This is a genomic window from Siccibacter colletis (assembly GCF_025914095.1).
Classification (GTDB): domain Bacteria; phylum Pseudomonadota; class Gammaproteobacteria; order Enterobacterales; family Enterobacteriaceae; genus Siccibacter; species Siccibacter colletis.
Window position 1 is genome coordinate 3,261,319 of sequence record NZ_CP074352.1, and the last position, 16,649, is coordinate 3,277,967.

Sequence of the window (16,649 nt, forward strand, 5' to 3'; positions counted from 1 at the left end):
CTGCTTTATTACGGTGACACATGTCCTCTTATGAAAATCATCAGGCGCTGCAAGGCCTGACGCTCGGTAAAACAACCGACTACCGCGACGTTTACGATGCCACGCTACTGCAACCGGTGCCGCGCAGTATGAATCGTCTGCCGCTGGGCCTGCTTGACGATGCCCTACCGTTTCACGGCGGCGATATCTGGACGCTGTATGAGCTCTCATGGCTCAACGCGCGCGGCCTGCCGCAGGTCGCCGTCGGCCAGGTCGAGCTGAATGCCAACAGCGTTAATCTGGTGGAATCGAAAAGCTTCAAGCTCTATCTCAACAGCTTTAACCAGACGCGCTTCGCTTCGTGGGATGACGTAAAAGACACGCTGCAACGCGACCTCAGTGCCTGTGCGCAGGGTGATGTAAACGTTGCGCTGTTCCGTTTGTCCGATATCGAAGGGCAGCCGGTGGCGCGCTTTGAGGGCGAGTGCATCGACGACCAAGATATCGCTATCGACAACTACGCGTTCAACGCCGACTACCTGCAGGGCGCTGCGGGCGACGAGGTGGTTGAGGAGACGCTGGTCAGCCATCTGCTGAAATCCAACTGTCTGATCACCAATCAGCCGGACTGGGGCTCGGTGCAGATCCGCTATCGCGGCGCGAAAATCAACCGTGAGAAGCTGCTGCGTTATCTGGTGTCGTTCCGCCATCACAACGAGTTCCACGAGCAGTGCGTCGAGCGGATTTTTAACGACCTTCAGCGCTTCTGCCAGCCGGAAGCATTAAGCGTTTATGCGCGCTATACCCGTCGCGGCGGGCTGGATATCAATCCGTGGCGCAGCAACGTACCCTACACGCCGGCTATCGGACGACTGGTGCGTCAGTAATCGCCGCAAATATTGTGTATGGCGAGTTGTTAAAGTGAAGTGAGCAGGGCTATTGTAACTCCAGGGCGCGGCCTTCATCGCCCCATAAGGAGATAGCTTGATTACACATATTAGCCCGCTTGGCTCAATGGATATGCTGTCGCAGCTGGAAGTGGACATACTGAAGCGCACCGCCAGCAGCGATCTGTACCAGCTTTTTCGTAACTGTTCCCTCGCCGTACTTAATTCTGGTAGCCTGACCGACAACAGCAAAGAGCTGCTGTCGCGCTTCGAAAATTTCGATATCAACGTGCTGCGTCGCGAACGCGGCGTCAAGCTTGAGCTGATTAACCCACCGGAAGACGCCTTCGTTGACGGGCGTCTGATCCGCTCGCTGCAAGCTAACCTGTTCGCGGTACTGCGCGATATTTTGTTCGTCAACGGACAAATCAGCAGCGCGGGCCGCTTCCAGCACCTCAACCTCGAAGATTCCACCCACATCACCAACCTGGTATTCTCGATCCTGCGCAACGCCCGGGCGCTGCACGTCGGCGAAGCGCCGAGCATGGTGGTATGCTGGGGCGGACACTCGATTAACGAGAAAGAGTACCTCTATGCGCGCCGCGTCGGCACCCAGCTTGGGCTGCGCGAGCTGAATATCTGCACCGGCTGCGGGCCTGGCGCGATGGAAGCGCCGATGAAAGGTGCCGCCGTGGGCCACGCGCAGCAGCGCTATAAAGAGGGCCGTTTCATCGGCATGACCGAGCCGTCGATTATCGCGGCCGAGCCGCCAAACCCGCTGGTCAACGAGCTGATTATCATGCCGGACATTGAAAAACGTCTGGAAGCCTTCGTGCGTATCGCCCACGGCATTATTATTTTCCCCGGCGGCGTTGGCACCGCAGAAGAGCTGCTCTACCTGCTCGGTATCCTGATGAACCCGCACAACGATAATCAGGTGCTGCCGCTGATCCTCACCGGCCCGCGCGAGAGCGCTGATTATTTCCGCGTACTGGATGAGTTCATCGTCAGCACGCTCGGGGAGCAGGCGCGTCGCTATTACACCATCATTATTGATGATGCCGCTGAGGTGGCGCGTCAGATGAAAAAAGCGATGCCGCTGGTAAAAGAAAACCGTCGCGAAACCGGCGATGCTTACGGCTTCAACTGGTCGATCCGCATCGCGCCGGACCTGCAGGTGCCGTTTGTGCCGACCCACGAAAATATGGCGAATCTCAATCTCTACCCCGATCGCCCGGCGGAACAGCTGGCGGCCGACCTGCGTCGCGCGTTCTCAGGCATTGTTGCCGGCAACGTGAAAGAGGTGGGTATCAAAGCGATTGAAACCTGGGGTCCGTATAAAATCCACGGCGATCGGCAGATGATGCTGCGCATGGATGACCTGCTCCAGGGTTTTGTCGCGCAGCACCGCATGAAACTTCCCGGCACGGCTTATATCCCCTGCTACGAAATTTGTACCTGATCCCGCTCGCGGACGGCACCCTGTCGTCCGCTTTTTATCCATACGCAAAACTTATCTTTCGACGCCTTTCCTGCGCTGACTCTCGCCATAATTATTCAGTAAGTTGATTTTATACTGACTGAATATGCTGCTTAATCTCATGAATAAAGATAAATATCTGAATCTGCCTGCCGCAGCGTTTATTGCTTTCGCCATTGGTGATAGCCTTCGCGCCAATATAATGTTGAAGAATTCACCCCTTGCGGTCGATTGATCTAAAAACAGCCGCACAGAGAGCGGATTATTGCAATTGAGATCGGGATCACTGATAGATTGATAACTTATATGTATCTTTCCGCCCGCCAACAATTACGGGTGAAAATTATAAAAATACGACCCGAAACACTATTTCATATTAAAGACTGAACATATTTCACCATATTTGGCTATTAAATCGGCAATTTACTTCCTCCAGGAGAAAAAATGGAAACCACTCAAACCAGCACGGTTGCTTCCGTCGAGTCGAAAAGCGGATGGCGCAAGACCGACACGATGTGGATGTTGGGCCTCTACGGGACCGCCATCGGCGCAGGCGTGCTGTTCCTGCCTATCAACGCCGGTGTTGGCGGCATGATCCCGCTGATCATCATGGCAATTCTTGCCTTCCCGATGACCTATTTCGCCCACCGCGGCCTGACCCGCTTTGTGCTGTCCGGTAAAAATCCGGGCGAAGACATCACCGAAGTAGTAGAAGAACATTTCGGTGTTGGCGCCGGTAAAGTCATTACCCTGCTCTATTTCTTTGCGATTTACCCGATCCTGCTGGTTTACAGCGTGGCGATCACCAATACCGTGGACAGCTTCATTACCCACCAGTTGGGCCTGGTGTCCCCGCCGCGTGCCCTGCTCGCGCTGATCCTGATTATCGGTATGATGACCATCGTGCGTTTCGGTGAGCAGATGATCGTAAAAGCGATGAGCGTGCTGGTGTTCCCGTTTGTTGCCGCCCTGATGCTGCTGGCCTGCTACCTGATCCCGCAGTGGAGCGGTGCCGCGCTGGATACCCTCTCTTTCAGCAGCGCAAGCACCACCGGTAACGGCCTGTGGATGACCCTGTGGCTGGCAATCCCGGTGATGGTGTTCTCCTTCAACCACTCCCCGATCATCTCCTCCTTCGCCGTCGCGAAGCGTGAAGAGTACGGTGTGGATGCTGAGAAGAAGTGCTCTAAAATTCTGGCGTTTGCCCACATTATGATGGTGCTGACCGTGATGTTCTTCGTGTTCAGCTGCGTGCTGAGCCTGACGCCTGCCGATCTGGCTGCCGCCAAAGAGCAGAACATCTCGATTCTCTCCTACCTGGCAAACCACTTTAACGCGCCGATCATTGCCTGGATGGCACCGATTATCGCCATTATCGCCATTACCAAATCCTTCCTCGGCCACTACCTGGGCGCGCGTGAAGGCTTCAACGGCATGGTGATTAAGTCTCTGCGCGGTAAAGGCAAAACCATCGAAGTTAACAAGCTGAACCGCATTACTGCGGCGTTCATGCTGGTCACCACCTGGATTGTGGCGACGCTGAACCCGAGCATTCTGGGGATGATTGAAACCCTGGGCGGCCCGATCATTGCGATGATCCTGTTCCTGATGCCGATGTATGCTATTGCCAAAGTTCCGGCGATGCGCAAGTACAGCGGCCACATCAGCAACCTGTTCGTAGTCATCATGGGCCTTATCGCAATCTCTGCGATCTTCTACTCCCTCTTCAGCTAAGTCTTTAGCGCCGCCGCCCGGCGGCGCTTCTTCCATCCTTCTTTTCTCGTCATGGACGCATCATGATTAGCGTATTTGATATTTTCAAAATCGGCATTGGTCCTTCCAGCTCGCATACCGTCGGGCCGATGAAAGCGGGTAAACAGTTCGTGGACGATCTGGTTGCTCAGGGTTTGCTGCTCAACACGACCCGCGTCGTGGTCGATGTGTACGGCTCGCTGTCGCTGACCGGCAAGGGCCACCACACCGATATCGCCATTATTATGGGCCTCGCCGGCAACCTGCCGGACACGGTGGATATCGACGCCATTCCGGGCTTTATTCAGGATGTGAACACCCACTCACGTCTGATGCTGGCCCAGGGGCAGCATGAAGTGGAGTTCCCGGTAGACCAGTGCATGGTGTTCCATGCCGATAACCTCTCGCTGCACGAGAACGGCATGCGCATTACTGCCCTGGCTGGCGAACAGGTCATCTACAGCCAGACGTATTACTCCATCGGCGGCGGATTTATCGTTGATGAAGCGCATTTCGGGCAGAGCAGCGACAGCGACGTAGCGGTGCCTTATCCCTACAAAAACGCGGCCGACCTTCAGAAACACTGCAACGATACCGGCCTGTCGCTCTCCGGCCTGATGATGAAAAACGAGCTGGCGTTGCATACCCAGCAGGAGCTGGATGCACACTTCGCCAGCGTCTGGGCGGTTATGCACGGCGGGATTGAGCGTGGCACCACCACTGAGGGCGTGTTGCCCGGCAAGCTGCGCGTTCCGCGCCGTGCGGCCGCGCTGCGCCGCATGCTGGTGAGCCAGGATAAAACCAACGTCGACCCGATGAGCGTAGTGGACTGGATCAACGTCTTTGCGCTGGCGGTTAACGAAGAGAACGCAGCGGGCGGACGCGTGGTAACCGCGCCAACCAACGGTGCCTGCGGCATTGTTCCGGCGGTGCTGGCGTACTACAACAAGTTTATCCGCGAAGTGAACGCTAACTCTCTGGCACGCTACATGCTGGTTGCCAGCGCCATTGGGTCGCTCTATAAGATGAACGCTTCGATCTCTGGCGCTGAAGTAGGCTGTCAGGGCGAAGTGGGGGTGGCCTGCTCTATGGCAGCCGCAGGGCTTGCCGAGCTGCTCGGCGCCAGCCCGGCGCAGGTGTTTATCGCCGCGGAAATCGGCATGGAGCACAACCTTGGACTGACCTGCGACCCGGTCGCCGGCCAGGTTCAGGTACCGTGCATCGAGCGTAACGCGATTGCCGCCGTGAAAGCGGTAAATGCCGCCCGCATGGCGATGCGCCGCACCAGCGATCCGCGCGTCTGCCTCGATAAAGTCATTGAAACCATGTACGAAACCGGCAAAGACATGAACGCCAAGTACCGCGAAACCTCGCGCGGTGGCCTGGCGCTGAAGATCGTCGCCTGCGACTGATATCCGTCCTCCTCTGCCCGCCACGGGCAGAGGAATTTGCGCGCCGCTTTCCCGTTTTACACTTCCCCCCTGGCCTGACCGGGCCATAAAATGCCACACTTACGCCACTCTGTTATGCAGGAAGCGCCCGCTGTGTCCGTACATTTATTAATTGTTGATGCCTTAAACCTGATCCGCCGTATCCATGCCGTGCAGGGTTCCCCGTGCCGCGACGGCTGTCTGAGCGCGCTGGAACAGCTGCTGGTACAAAGTAATCCGACCCACGCGGTGGCGGTATTTGATGACGACGCCCGCAGCAGCGGCTGGCGGCATCAGCTGCTTGCCGATTACAAGGCCGGACGCACGCCGATGCCGGACGATCTGGTGGCTGAGATGCCGCGCCTGCGCGAGGCGTTCATCGCCCGCGGCGTCGCCTGCTGGCATTCGGAGGGCAATGAAGCCGACGATCTGGCGGCGACGCTGGCGGTAAAAATCGCCGGGGCCGGTCACGAAGCGACGATCGTTTCCACTGATAAAGGCTACTGTCAGCTGCTGTCTCCGACCATTCGCATCCGCGACTATTTCCAGAAACGCTGGCTCGATGTGCCCTTTATCGCCGCAGAATTTGGCGTCGCTCCTCAACAGCTACCTGATTTCTGGGGGCTGGCGGGGATCAGCAGTAGCAAAATTGGCGGCGTAGCGGGTATCGGCCCGAAAAGCGCCACGCAGCTGATTACTGAATTCGGCACGCTGGAAAACCTGTATGCCCGGCTGGATGCCGTCCCGGAGAAGTGGCGTAAAAAGCTGGAAGCGCACCGCGACAGCGCTTTCACCTGCCGTGAAGTGGCGCGTCTGAGAACGGATTTACAGCTCGACGGGAATCTGCAACAGCTGCGGTTAGCCCGGCACGCCTGAAGGGAAAGTCATACCCGCGGGCAGAGTTTAGCGGTAGAGGATGTGCGACGCGCACCCGACCGTAAAAGTGGGTGCGCGTGAGAGGAGAAAGCTTATCGCTCGTCGCGACGACCGCCGACGGCGGCCCACATGCGGCGCACGTGCACCGTCACTTCTTCGCGATCGTGATAGAGCTGGCGCGCCTGAATCTGGGCTGCAATGCCTTGGGATTCAAGCTGTTCCCGCAGCGAGGCAAGGTTTTGCGACACCTCTTCGTAGCGCTTTTTCATGGGCAGCTTGAGGTTAAAAATGGTTTCGCGGCACCAGCCGTTCACCAGCCACTGCGCCATCAGCGCCGTAACCTTGGCCGGCTTCTCCACCATATCGCACACCATCCAGGAGATGTTGCTGCGCGTCGGACGATAGCGGAAACCATCTTCACGCAGCCAGGTCACCTGCCCGGTATCCATCAGGCTCTGGGCCATCGGGCCGTTGTCTACTGATGCGACCCACATGTTGCGTTTCACCAGCTGATAGGTCCAGCCGCCCGGACAGGCACCCAGGTCCACGGCGTGCATGCCGTTGGCCAGACGCTCATCCCACTCGTCGGCCGGAATAAACACGTGAAACGCCTCTTCCAGCTTAAGCGTAGAACGGCTTGGCGCATCGGACGGGAAGCGCAGACGCGGAATACCCATATAAAACGGCGAATTGTTGGTGCTCAGCGAGTAGCCGGTATAGCAGCAGCCCGGCGCGATAAAGAACACGTGCACCACCGGACGCTTCGGGGTTTCATAGTTAGTCAGCACCTTCGCCTCGCGCAGTGCGGCACGCAGCGGGACGGTGAATTTACGGCAGAACTTCATCAGCTCTTTGCTTTCGTTGGTGTCTGCAACCTCAACCCGCAGATCGCCGCCCTTCTCCACCACGCCCTGCAGCATGCCGACGATGGGAGAAATACGGTCTTCCGGCGGCAGATCGGTAAGCAGTTCACCGGCGATAAACATCTGGCGAGCGAAGATCAGCGAGCTGAACGGCAGATCGCGCCCCAGTTTTTCCGCATCGTCAGGCTGGTAGCATTCAAACACCACGTAGCCGGAGTTCTCCTTCACGCGGGCAAAACCATACACCTCAAGCCGAGCGGCTTTATCAGTGATCTCTGCCGCACACTCTTTTTCAAATCCCTGGCGGCAGTACAAAATAACTTTATTCATTCACAGAGCCTTTACGCTTAAGACGCAGCGCGCCGATTAACATCAACACCCAACCGGCAAGGAAGCTGACGCCGCCAACCGGCGTCACGAAGGCCCACAGACGCAGATGCGACAGCGCGAGGCAGTAAAGGCTGCCGCTGAACAGCACGGTACCCAGCGCCATAAATACGCTGCTCCAGTAAAACCAGATACTGATCCGGCGCTGCATAGCCACCGCCAGACCAAAAATTGCCAGCGTGTGGAATGCCTGGTACTCAAGCCCGGTCTGAATCCATCCCATCTCGACAACGCCGAGCGTCTTGCTCAGCACGTGCGCGCCAAACGCGCCCAGGGCAACAAAAATAAAGCCACTCACCGCGGCGAAAATCAGCATGAAACGGCTGGTCATGGTGGTTATAACCCTAAAGTAAGGCGTGCAGCGCACGCGAATCTGTTATTGCTCGTAGCGAAAGCGAAATTTTTCTTGTTCACTGGCCGCTTTCGCCAGGATCCATTGGCGGAAGGCCGCTATTTTACCCAGTTCTGCCTGGCTGTCATGACAAACCAGATAAAAGGCATTTTTACTCACCAGCACATCGTTAAACGGGCAGACCAGACGCCCGGCCTCTATTTCCGTCTGCGCCATCACGTTATTCGCCAGCGCAATCCCCTGACCGTGGATGGCAGCCTGCAGTACCATCGCGCTATGGCTGAAGATCGGCCCCTGCTGGACGTTGATATGAGTAAGACCCAACTGGCGGGTATAAGTTTGCCAGTCGCGGCGCGAAGCGTCATGCAATAACGTGTGCTTTTCGAGGTCCTGCGGCGTTTTCAGCGGTTTGTCGCCGGTAAGCAGCAGCGGCGAGCACACCGGCAGCAGATATTCTGCGTAAAGTTTCTCCACGCGCAGCCCCGGCCAGTTGCCGCGACCGTAAAAAATCGCCACGTCGACATCGTCGGCCAGCTTGTCCTCTTCCCGGTCTACCGCCTGGATACGAACGTCGATTCCCGGATAAGCTGAGTTAAAGCTTGAGAGACGTGGCACCAGCCAGTGAATGGCAAAACTGGGTAACAAACTGACCGTTAAGGCACCGCGCGCGCTCCTTGCCTGCAGCTTGCGCGTTGCCTCATTTAGCTGGGAAAAAATCTCTTTGATATCCTGGAAATAGCTCTGCCCCTCTTCGGTGAGCAGCAGCGAACGGTTGCGTCGACGGAACAGCTTTATCCCTAAAAAGTCCTCTAATGACTTAATCTGGTGGCTTACTGCGGCCTGCGTGACGAAAAGTTCTTCGGCCGCTTTGGTGAAACTGAGGTGGCGGGCGGCGGCATCAAAAACACGTAATGCATTCAGTGGTGGTAATCGCTTGGACATGGCGTCAGAGTTCAATTGTTAACAGCAATTAACAAACAGGAAACAACAGGTTACCTATTAGTTTTTTTTATCTGAGCCATTATAAATTGTCCGTTGAGGTTGCACCAGCAAATACCTATAGTGGCGGCACTTCCTGAGCCGGAACGAAAAGTTTTTTAGGATGAGAGTTCTGAAGGGCTTTTGGCTTACGGTTGTGATGTTGTGTTGTTGTGTTTGCAATTGGTCTGACGTTTCAGACCACGGTAGCAACGCTACCCATTTTCACTTCCTGTACATTTACCCTGTCTGTCCATAGTGATTAATGTAGCACCGCAAAATTGCGGTGCTTTTTTTTGCCTGCAGATTAGTCTTCCAGCGCGACCATCTCTTTAACATCGGTGCGGTTAATCTGCTGCTTGTTGCCGTTAGCATCTTTGTACTGAATCATGCCGGTATCATTGTCGGTAGTCGGTTTGCCGTCAGAGACAATGGTGCGGCCATCATTGGTGTGCATTACATAGTTCGGACCTGAGCAAGCTGCGAGTGCAAAGGTCATCATACATGCTGAAACTACAGCGGCTGCCTTATTCATAATTCTTCTCCTTGTAGACACAAATACTATGTATGCCTCTTTTGCTAAGAGGCCAGAACATTCACCTGACACTTTTCAGCATAACCTGCTTTTACAACTTCGCCAGGTGAAACGGACAATTCCGATGGTTATCAATAGCCTTGTGCGATGCAGGAAAATGGGCGACGATCGTGGGAATGACACGAGGAATATCATGAAAGCATTCAGCCCGGCCCGTTTTCGCGCGCAGTTCCCTGCGCTGGCCGATGCGGGCGTCTATCTCGACAGCGCCGCCACCGCCCTGAAACCGACGGCGGTCATTGAAGCCAGCCGCCAGTTCTACAGCCTCAGCGCCGGGAACGTACACCGCAGCCAGTTCGCAGAGGCCCAACAGCTTACCGGCCGCTACGAAGCCGGACGTGCCGCCGTGGCCCGTCTGTTAAATGCCCCGGAAAGCGAGAGCGTTATCTGGACGCGCGGCACCACCGAGGCCATCAATATGGTGGCGCAGTGCTGGCTGCGCCCGCGTCTTCAGCCGGGCGATAACATTATCGTCAGCGAAGCCGAGCATCACGCCAATCTGGTGCCCTGGCTGATGGTGGCGCAGCAGACCGGCGCAACCGTGGTGAAACTGCCCATCGGTCCAGACCGTCTGCCCGCGCTGGAGCAGCTCCCGGCCCTGCTTAACGACCGCACTCGCCTGCTGGCGCTCGGTCAGATGTCCAACGTTACCGGCGGCTGCCCTGACCTGGCGCGCGCCATTACGCTTGCCCATGCCACAGGCGTAAAGGTAATGGTCGACGGCGCTCAGGGCGTGGTGCATTGCCCGCCGGACGTGCAGCAGCTGGATATCGACTTCTATGCTTTCTCAGGCCATAAGCTGTACGGCCCGACCGGCATCGGCGTGCTGTACGGCAAGCGCGAGCTGCTGGAAGAGATGACCCCGTGGCTCGGCGGCGGCAAGATGATCGTTCGCGTCTCCTTTGACGGCTTCGACACCCAGCCGCTCCCCTGGCGTCTGGAGGCCGGGACGCCCAACGTGGCGGGGGTTATCGGCCTGAGCGCGGCGCTGGAGTGGCTGCAGGACATCGACCTGACCGAGGCGGAAAACTACAGCCGCGGTCTGGCGACGCTGGCCGAAGCCGCGCTCTCCAGCCGCCCCGGCTTCCGCTCGTTCCGCTGCCAGGATTCCAGCCTGCTGGCGTTTGATTTTGACGGCATTCACCACAGCGATCTGGTCACGCTGCTGGCTGAATCCGGCGTGGCGCTGCGCGCCGGGCAACACTGCGCCCAGCCGCTGCTGGCGGCCCTGGGAGTCAGCGGCACGTTACGTGCCTCCTTTGCGCCCTATAATACCCGTCAGGATGTCGATGCGCTGGTAAACGCCATCGACCGCGCACTTGAAATACTGGGGGATTAAATGACAGGTACTTCGCTCGCCGGCCACCCGTTCGGCACCACGGTCACGGCGGACACGCTGCGCCAGACTTTTTCACCGCTGACGCAGTGGGAAGACAAATACCGGGCGCTGATCATGCTGGGCAAACAGCTTCCAGTGCTGCCTGAAGAGATTAAACAGCGCACCACGGAGATCCCCGGCTGCGAAAACCGCGTCTGGCTGGGACACGATCGGCTGCCGGACGGCTCGCTGCACTTCTATGGTGACAGTGAAGGGCGCATCGTGCGTGGATTACTGGCGGTGTTACTGACGGCGGTAGAGGGTCAGCCTGCGTCGCTGCTACGGGAGCAGGACCCGCTGGCGCTGTTTGACGAACTGGGGCTGCGGGCGCAGCTCAGCGCCTCGCGAAATCAGGGGTTGGCTGCGCTGGCGGCGGCGGTACAGCAGGCCGCGCGCCAGGCTTGATGCGTATTACGCAGCGGCGTCGCGCGCCGCTTTGGCCAGCAGCTTTTTCAGCGCGTGGGAAACGGCGATAAATCCAAAGGTCGCCGTGACCATCGTCGCCGCCCCAAAGCCCGAGGCGCAGTCCATGCGTTTCGGCCCTTCCGCCGTACCTTTTGCGGCACACACCGAACCATCCGCCTGCGGGTAGACCAGCGCTTCAGTTGAAAATACGCAGTCGACGCCCAGCTTCCCTTTACTGTTTTTCACCACGCCGAAATCGCTTTTCAGCCGCTCGCGCAGCTTTGCCGCCAGCGGATCCTGAATGGTCTTCGCCAGGTCGGCCACCTGAATCTGCGTCGGATCGATTTGCCCGCCAGCCCCACCGGTGGTCACCAGCGGGATCTTGTAGCGACGGCAGTACGCGATCAGCGCCGCTTTCGGACGGACGCTGTCAATGGCGTCGATAACATAGCTGAAGCCCTGATTCATCAGGGCGGCAACGTTATCCGGCGTTACAAAATCGTCCACCACGGTAACGCGGCACTCCGGGTTAATCTGGCGAATACGCTCGGCCATCACTTCCGCTTTCGCCACGCCCACGGTATCGCGCAGGGCGTGGATCTGGCGATTGGTATTGGTGACGCAGACGTCATCCATATCAATCAGCGTGATGGCGCCAATGCCGGTACGCGCCAGCGCCTCGGCGGCCCAGGAGCCTACGCCACCGATGCCGACCACGCAGATATGGGCGGCCGCAAAGTGGGCCAGCGCAGATTCGCCATATAAACGTGCCGTACCGCCAAAGCGCTGGCGCCAGGCGTCGGTGAGAACAACAGACATGAAAAACCTCGGAAAGTGAATTCGTAAGAAAGTAAACGCGCGGATGACGGAGGCCAGTGGCCTCCGCCACGGTCATCAGCCGCTAAAGACGTTGCCGGTACCGGGCGCGTTTTTCAGCACCCACACACGACCATAGTGGTTATACCAGCCGGCACGATGCCCGGCATCCGGGCCGATGCCCTGATAGATATCAAAGTGCTGGCCTTTGATAGCGCCTCCGACATCCAGCGCCACCATCAGGCGCAGCTCGTATTGTCCGTTAAATTTTCCGTTGTTGTCCAGCAGCGGCACTTCGGCCAGCAGCGTGGTGCCCGCCGGAATGATCGAGCGATCCGATGCCACCGAGGCACGGCCAATCAGCGGCACGGCGCTGGCGCCCTTCACCGGCGCGTAGGACTGCGGCTTAAAGAAGACGAAGGACGGGTTCTGCTCCAGCAGCTCGCGTACTTCTGCCTCACTGTGGGTTTCCCCCCACTGGCGAATCGCCTGCATCGACATATCTTCCCGCTTCACTTCCCCGCGGTCGATCAGCACTTTGCCGATGCTGTGGTAGGCGTGGCCATTTTTCCCGGCATAGGCAAAGAAGTTGAGTGGGCTGCCGTCGCCAAAATCGATATAGCCGCTGCCCTGCACGTCCATGATGAAGTTATCCATCAGGGAGTTGCTCCAGGCGATAACGTAGTTTTCGCTCAGCGCCCCGGCATAGATGTCGGCGCGGGACGGCAGGCGGCCACGCTTCGGCGGCATGCGGTAAATCGGGTACTGGAATTCGCCCTGACGGGTATGACGCGCCTGCACCACCGGCGTGTAGTAGCCGGTAAACTGTACGTTACCGTAGTTGTCTGCCCCTTCCATCTGCCAGGCATTCAGCCCGAACTGGTTCAGGTTGCGGGTATCGCCCCCGGCACGCAGCCACTCCTGCACCGCGCTGTAGACATTGCCCTGGCTACCATAAAGACGTGGCGAGGCGCTGCGGATCTGATTCACCTGCTCGGCGAAGTCGCCGGCGTTAATCGGCGCGCCAGTGGCATCCGGCTGATTAACTAATGAGAAAGGCTGGGTAAATTTCCCGTCGCTGTACTGCTGCCCACGGTCGGTAGGCTTTGAGGAACAGGCGGCAAGCAGCGTAATCATTGCCCCTGTAAGAAGGTAGTGTGCCCAACGTCCTTTCATGATCTCTCCGGAATTTGCCACGGCGTGCGAAGGAAGATAGCAAACCGTACCTGGGATTGAAATGTGAAGCCAGCGCGTAACAGTAAATACGCCTGGTAAATAAACAAATGGCCGGATAATTAGTCAACCTGAGCCAAACATCGAGTTTTATTGGAAAAAAGGGTTGCATCGAAAAGCGAGCGGAGTATAGTGCGCTTCCACGGACGCGGGGTGGAGCAGCCTGGTAGCTCGTCGGGCTCATAACCCGAAGGTCGTCGGTTCAAATCCGGCCCCCGCAACCAATTACGATGCTGGCAACAGCCAAAAGCGCGTAATAAAAAGAAGAAGTAGTAAGACGGACGCGGGGTGGAGCAGCCTGGTAGCTCGTCGGGCTCATAACCCGAAGGTCGTCGGTTCAAATCCGGCCCCCGCAACCAACTTATAAATAAGCACCCTTAAGGGTGTTTTTTTATGCCTGAAATTCAGCGCCGCCAAAAAACGGCGCGTTATCCGCGCCGCGCCATCCGTGCATCATCGGCAAAATAGGCTTCAATCCCTGCCAGAATCGACTCCGCCACCTGCTGCTGAAACGCCGCCGTACGCAGCTTGCGCTCCTCTTCCACGTTACTGATAAACGCCGTTTCCACCAGAATCGACGGGATCTCCGGGGCTTTTAACACCGCAAACCCGGCCTGATCGACGCTGTTTTTGTGCAGCTTATTCACGCCGCCCAGGCGCTTAAGTACCTCTTTCCCGAACTTCAGGCTGTCGGTAATGGTGAGCGACTGCACCATGTCGAACATCGTATGGTCGAGATAGCGATCGCCGCTTTTGCTCACCCCACCGATCAAATCCGCGGCATTCTGCGTCTGCGCCAGATACTTTGCCGCCGTGCTGGTGGCCCCTTTGGTGGAAAGCGCAAATACCGACGATCCACGCGCCGCGCGGTTGGTGAAGGCATCCGCGTGAATCGAGACGAACAGATCCGCCCGCTGCTTCTGGGCTTTGGCAACGCGCACCTTGAGCGGGATAAACACATCCTCGTTGCGCGTCATAAAGACCTTCATGTTGTTCTTTTTCTCGATCAGAGCGCGCAGACGGCGAGCGATCTGCAGCACCACGTCTTTTTCTCGGGTCTTGTACTTGCCGATAGCGCCGGGATCTTCCCCACCGTGACCGGGATCGATCATGATGACAATCGGGCGATCGCGCCCGGCTTTACCCGGCTGCGGACCACCGGAGGGGGTTTTCTGCTCCAGTTCGCCCTTGTTGTAATCCTCAAGCAGCGCCAGCAGCGGATCTTCCGCGTGATTGCCGTTAGCCGGGTAGAGATCCATCACCAGGCGCTCTTTGAATTCGGCCACCGGGGCCAGTGCGAACAGCTGCGGCGACACGTTCTGCTTCAGCTCAAACACCATGCGCACGGTATTGGGATCGAACTGGCCGACGCGTGCCGACTGAATAAAGGGATCGTCACTGCGGATCTGATTGCCCAACCCTTTCAGCACGGCATTCAGATTGATCCCTTCGATATCCACCACCACGCGTTCCGGGTTACTTAGCGCAAACTGGCGGTATTTCAGCACGCGGTTTGATTCAATGGTCACGCGCGTATAGGTGGAGGCAGGCCAGACGCGCACAGCGATGACCTGGCCTGAAGCCGCCAGCCCAACCTGACTGACGCTTAATAACCACATTGCCCCCGCCCCCTGCAAAAGATGACGACGGCTTACGCCTGAATTAAAACCTGACATGCCACTCCCGGGTAAATAACCTGAAATTCTGCGTAGATTGTTAAAATTGGAGCAAAACTTTAGCGAAAGGCGCTAACGCTGTCATCTATAAAAGGGTAAACATTACGTCATATCTCCTTCACCCTCGGCGCGTACCCTCAGGGGCGGATGAAATTCCTGCTTGCACACTGCGCCACAAAAGAATAAAAATACAAAAATTACGAATAAAAATTCAATGAGGGGTTACCGTGGTTAAGGAGCGTAGAATCGAACTGGTGCAGGGATTCCGCCATTCTGTTCCTTATATTAATGCCCACCGGGGTAAGACATTCGTCATTATGCTTGGCGGCGAAGCCATTGAGCATGAGAACTTCTCCAGCATCGTCAACGATATTGGTCTGCTGCACAGTCTGGGCATCCGCCTGGTGCTGGTTTATGGGGCGCGTCCACAGATCGACGCTAACCTGGCAGCGCATCATCATGAACCGGTGTACCACAAGCACACGCGCGTGACCGACGCCAAAACCCTCGAACTGGTTAAGCAGGCAGCGGGACTGCTGCAGCTTGATATCACCGCTCGCCTTTCCATGAGCCTGAATAATACGCCGCTGCAGGGCGCACATATCAACGTGGTGAGCGGCAACTTTATTATTGCTCAGCCGTTAGGCGTGGATGACGGCATCGACTACTGCCACAGCGGCCGTATTCGCCGCATCGATGAAGAAGCGATCCACCGTCAGCTCGACAGCGGCGCTATCGTGCTGATGGGGCCGGTTGCCGTATCGGTTACCGGTGAGAGTTTTAACCTCACCTCAGAAGAGATTGCCACCCAGCTGGCGAGCAAACTGAAAGCGGAAAAAATGATTGGCTTCTGCTCGTCTCAGGGCGTCATCGATGACGACGGCAACATCATTTCCGAGCTGTTCCCCAATGAAGCCCAGGCCCGGGTTGAAGCCCTCGAAGAGAAAGGCGACTTTCACTCCGGGACGGTGCGTTTCCTGCGCGGCGCAGTCAAAGCCTGCCGCAGCGGCGTGCGCCGCAGCCACTTAATCAGCTATCAGGAGGATGGCGCGCTGCTGCAGGAGCTGTTTTCCCGCGACGGCATCGGTACGCAGATTGTTATGGAGAGTGCCGAGCAGATCCGCCGGGCTAATATCAACGACATCGGCGGCATCCTTGAGCTAATTCGCCCGCTGGAACAGCAGGGAATTCTGGTGCGCCGCTCCCGCGAGCAGCTGGAAATGGAGATTGATAAGTTCACCATTATTCAGCGCGACAATCTGACCATCGCCTGCGCCGCCCTCTATCCGTTCCCGGAGGAAAAAATCGGCGAGATGGCCTGCGTGGCAGTACACCCGGACTACCGCAGCTCGGCGCGGGGCGAGGTTCTGCTCCAGCGTATTGAAACCCAGGCAAAGCAGATGGGGCTGAGCAAACTGTTTGTACTCACCACGCGCAGCATTCACTGGTTCCAGGAGCGCGGCTTTACGCCAGTGGACATTGACTCTTTGCCTGAGAGTAAAAAAGAGATGTACAACTATCAGCGCCGCTCGAAAGTGCTGATGGCCGACCTCACCTGACAG

15 protein-coding genes and 2 tRNA genes are annotated in these 16,649 nt (G+C 57.3%); 10 read left to right on the forward strand and 7 right to left on the reverse strand.

Features of this window, described 5'->3' with window-relative positions:
* Positions 1-20: 20 nt before the first annotated feature.
* From queF to xni, 5 genes are all read left to right on the forward strand, one after another.
* The gene (gene queF, locus KFZ77_RS15695) at positions 21-866 is read left to right on the forward strand and encodes an NADPH-dependent 7-cyano-7-deazaguanine reductase QueF (RefSeq protein WP_264384728.1); all 846 of its coding nucleotides are present in this window, start codon (positions 21-23) and stop codon (positions 864-866) included.
* Between the two features lie 97 nt (positions 867-963).
* Positions 964-2,328: a nucleotide 5'-monophosphate nucleosidase PpnN gene (gene ppnN, locus KFZ77_RS15700; protein ID WP_264384729.1), complete on the forward strand. Its 1,365-nt coding sequence runs from the start codon at positions 964-966 to the stop codon at positions 2,326-2,328.
* A gap of 462 nt (positions 2,329-2,790) precedes the next feature.
* Entirely contained in the window at positions 2,791-4,080 is a 1,290-nt protein-coding gene (locus tag KFZ77_RS15705; RefSeq protein WP_264384730.1) for an HAAAP family serine/threonine permease, read from the forward strand.
* A 62-nt stretch (positions 4,081-4,142) separates the two neighbouring features.
* A complete protein-coding gene (locus KFZ77_RS15710) occupies positions 4,143-5,510 on the forward strand; it encodes an L-serine ammonia-lyase (protein ID WP_031522829.1) in 1,368 nt (455 codons plus the stop codon).
* Between the two features lie 132 nt (positions 5,511-5,642).
* Positions 5,643-6,404 (forward strand): flap endonuclease Xni, encoded by a 762-nt coding sequence (gene xni / locus KFZ77_RS15715; RefSeq protein ID WP_264384731.1) that lies wholly within the window; start codon positions 5,643-5,645, stop codon positions 6,402-6,404.
* A 92-nt stretch (positions 6,405-6,496) separates the two neighbouring features.
* Here xni and rlmM read toward each other — a convergent pair whose 3' ends face one another.
* From rlmM to KFZ77_RS15735, 4 genes are all read right to left on the reverse strand, one after another.
* Positions 6,497-7,597, reverse strand: coding sequence for a 23S rRNA (cytidine(2498)-2'-O)-methyltransferase RlmM (gene rlmM / locus KFZ77_RS15720; RefSeq protein ID WP_264384732.1), 1,101 nt, complete (start codon positions 7,595-7,597; stop codon positions 6,497-6,499).
* Positions 7,590-7,985, reverse strand: coding sequence for a DUF423 domain-containing protein (locus KFZ77_RS15725; protein WP_024550687.1), 396 nt, complete (start codon positions 7,983-7,985; stop codon positions 7,590-7,592). Before KFZ77_RS15725 ends, rlmM begins: the two co-directional genes overlap by 8 nt.
* 45 nt (positions 7,986-8,030) lie before the next feature.
* Positions 8,031-8,948 (reverse strand): glycine cleavage system transcriptional regulator GcvA, encoded by a 918-nt coding sequence (gcvA, locus tag KFZ77_RS15730; RefSeq protein ID WP_031522823.1) that lies wholly within the window; start codon positions 8,946-8,948, stop codon positions 8,031-8,033.
* Positions 8,949-9,291: 343 nt separating this feature from the next.
* The gene (locus tag KFZ77_RS15735) at positions 9,292-9,519 is read right to left on the reverse strand and encodes a YgdI/YgdR family lipoprotein (RefSeq protein ID WP_031524625.1); all 228 of its coding nucleotides are present in this window, start codon (positions 9,517-9,519) and stop codon (positions 9,292-9,294) included.
* Between the two features lie 193 nt (positions 9,520-9,712).
* On the opposite strand from KFZ77_RS15735, the gene csdA reads away from it, so the two are divergent.
* Together csdA and csdE are read left to right on the forward strand one after the other, a co-directional pair.
* Positions 9,713-10,918, forward strand: a complete 1,206-nt coding sequence (gene csdA, locus KFZ77_RS15740) for a cysteine desulfurase CsdA (RefSeq protein WP_264384733.1) — start codon at positions 9,713-9,715, stop codon at positions 10,916-10,918.
* On the forward strand, positions 10,919-11,362 hold the full coding sequence (csdE, locus tag KFZ77_RS15745; protein ID WP_264384734.1) for a cysteine desulfurase sulfur acceptor subunit CsdE: 444 nt from the start codon (positions 10,919-10,921) through the stop codon (positions 11,360-11,362).
* Between the two features lie 6 nt (positions 11,363-11,368).
* Here the strand turns inward: csdE and tcdA are convergent, their stop codons facing one another.
* On the reverse strand, positions 11,369-12,181 hold the full coding sequence (gene tcdA / locus KFZ77_RS15750; protein ID WP_264384735.1) for a tRNA cyclic N6-threonylcarbamoyladenosine(37) synthase TcdA: 813 nt from the start codon (positions 12,179-12,181) through the stop codon (positions 11,369-11,371).
* Between the two features lie 75 nt (positions 12,182-12,256).
* A complete protein-coding gene (gene mltA, locus KFZ77_RS15755) occupies positions 12,257-13,354 on the reverse strand; it encodes a murein transglycosylase A (RefSeq protein WP_264384736.1) in 1,098 nt (365 codons plus the stop codon).
* 204 nt (positions 13,355-13,558) lie between these two features.
* Here mltA and KFZ77_RS15760 point away from each other — a divergent pair.
* Together KFZ77_RS15760 and KFZ77_RS15765 are read left to right on the forward strand one after the other, a co-directional pair.
* Positions 13,559-13,635, forward strand: a tRNA-Met gene (locus tag KFZ77_RS15760).
* 58 nt (positions 13,636-13,693) lie between these two features.
* Positions 13,694-13,770: transfer RNA gene (locus KFZ77_RS15765), tRNA-Met, on the forward strand.
* A 69-nt stretch (positions 13,771-13,839) separates the two neighbouring features.
* Here KFZ77_RS15765 and amiC read toward each other — a convergent pair.
* Positions 13,840-15,087, reverse strand: a complete 1,248-nt coding sequence (gene amiC / locus KFZ77_RS15770; protein WP_031523955.1) for an N-acetylmuramoyl-L-alanine amidase AmiC — start codon at positions 15,085-15,087, stop codon at positions 13,840-13,842.
* A gap of 227 nt (positions 15,088-15,314) precedes the next feature.
* Here amiC and argA point away from each other — a divergent pair, with 227 nt between their 5' ends.
* Positions 15,315-16,646 (forward strand): amino-acid N-acetyltransferase, encoded by a 1,332-nt coding sequence (gene argA / locus KFZ77_RS15775; RefSeq protein ID WP_031523958.1) that lies wholly within the window; start codon positions 15,315-15,317, stop codon positions 16,644-16,646.
* The last annotated feature ends 3 nt before the right edge of the window (positions 16,647-16,649 follow it).

What these genes read in the sequence shown, in the direction of transcription:
- csdA (WP_264384733.1), top strand. Translation starts at nt 9,713, where the DNA reads ATGAAAGCATTCAGCCCGGCCCGTTTTCGCGCGCAGTTCCCTGCGCTG.
- gcvA (WP_031522823.1), bottom strand. Translation starts at nt 8,948, where the DNA reads ATGTCCAAGCGATTACCACCACTGAATGCATTACGTGTTTTTGATGCC.
- csdE (WP_264384734.1), top strand. Translation starts at nt 10,919, where the DNA reads ATGACAGGTACTTCGCTCGCCGGCCACCCGTTCGGCACCACGGTCACG.
- KFZ77_RS15710 (WP_031522829.1), top strand. Translation starts at nt 4,143, where the DNA reads ATGATTAGCGTATTTGATATTTTCAAAATCGGCATTGGTCCTTCCAGC.
- mltA (WP_264384736.1), bottom strand. Translation starts at nt 13,354, where the DNA reads ATGAAAGGACGTTGGGCACACTACCTTCTTACAGGGGCAATGATTACG.
- amiC (WP_031523955.1), bottom strand. Translation starts at nt 15,087, where the DNA reads ATGTCAGGTTTTAATTCAGGCGTAAGCCGTCGTCATCTTTTGCAGGGG.
- KFZ77_RS15725 (WP_024550687.1), bottom strand. Translation starts at nt 7,985, where the DNA reads ATGACCAGCCGTTTCATGCTGATTTTCGCCGCGGTGAGTGGCTTTATT.
- KFZ77_RS15705 (WP_264384730.1), top strand. Translation starts at nt 2,791, where the DNA reads ATGGAAACCACTCAAACCAGCACGGTTGCTTCCGTCGAGTCGAAAAGC.
- queF (WP_264384728.1), top strand. Translation starts at nt 21, where the DNA reads ATGTCCTCTTATGAAAATCATCAGGCGCTGCAAGGCCTGACGCTCGGT.
- tcdA (WP_264384735.1), bottom strand. Translation starts at nt 12,181, where the DNA reads ATGTCTGTTGTTCTCACCGACGCCTGGCGCCAGCGCTTTGGCGGTACG.
- rlmM (WP_264384732.1), bottom strand. Translation starts at nt 7,597, where the DNA reads ATGAATAAAGTTATTTTGTACTGCCGCCAGGGATTTGAAAAAGAGTGT.
- KFZ77_RS15735 (WP_031524625.1), bottom strand. Translation starts at nt 9,519, where the DNA reads ATGAATAAGGCAGCCGCTGTAGTTTCAGCATGTATGATGACCTTTGCA.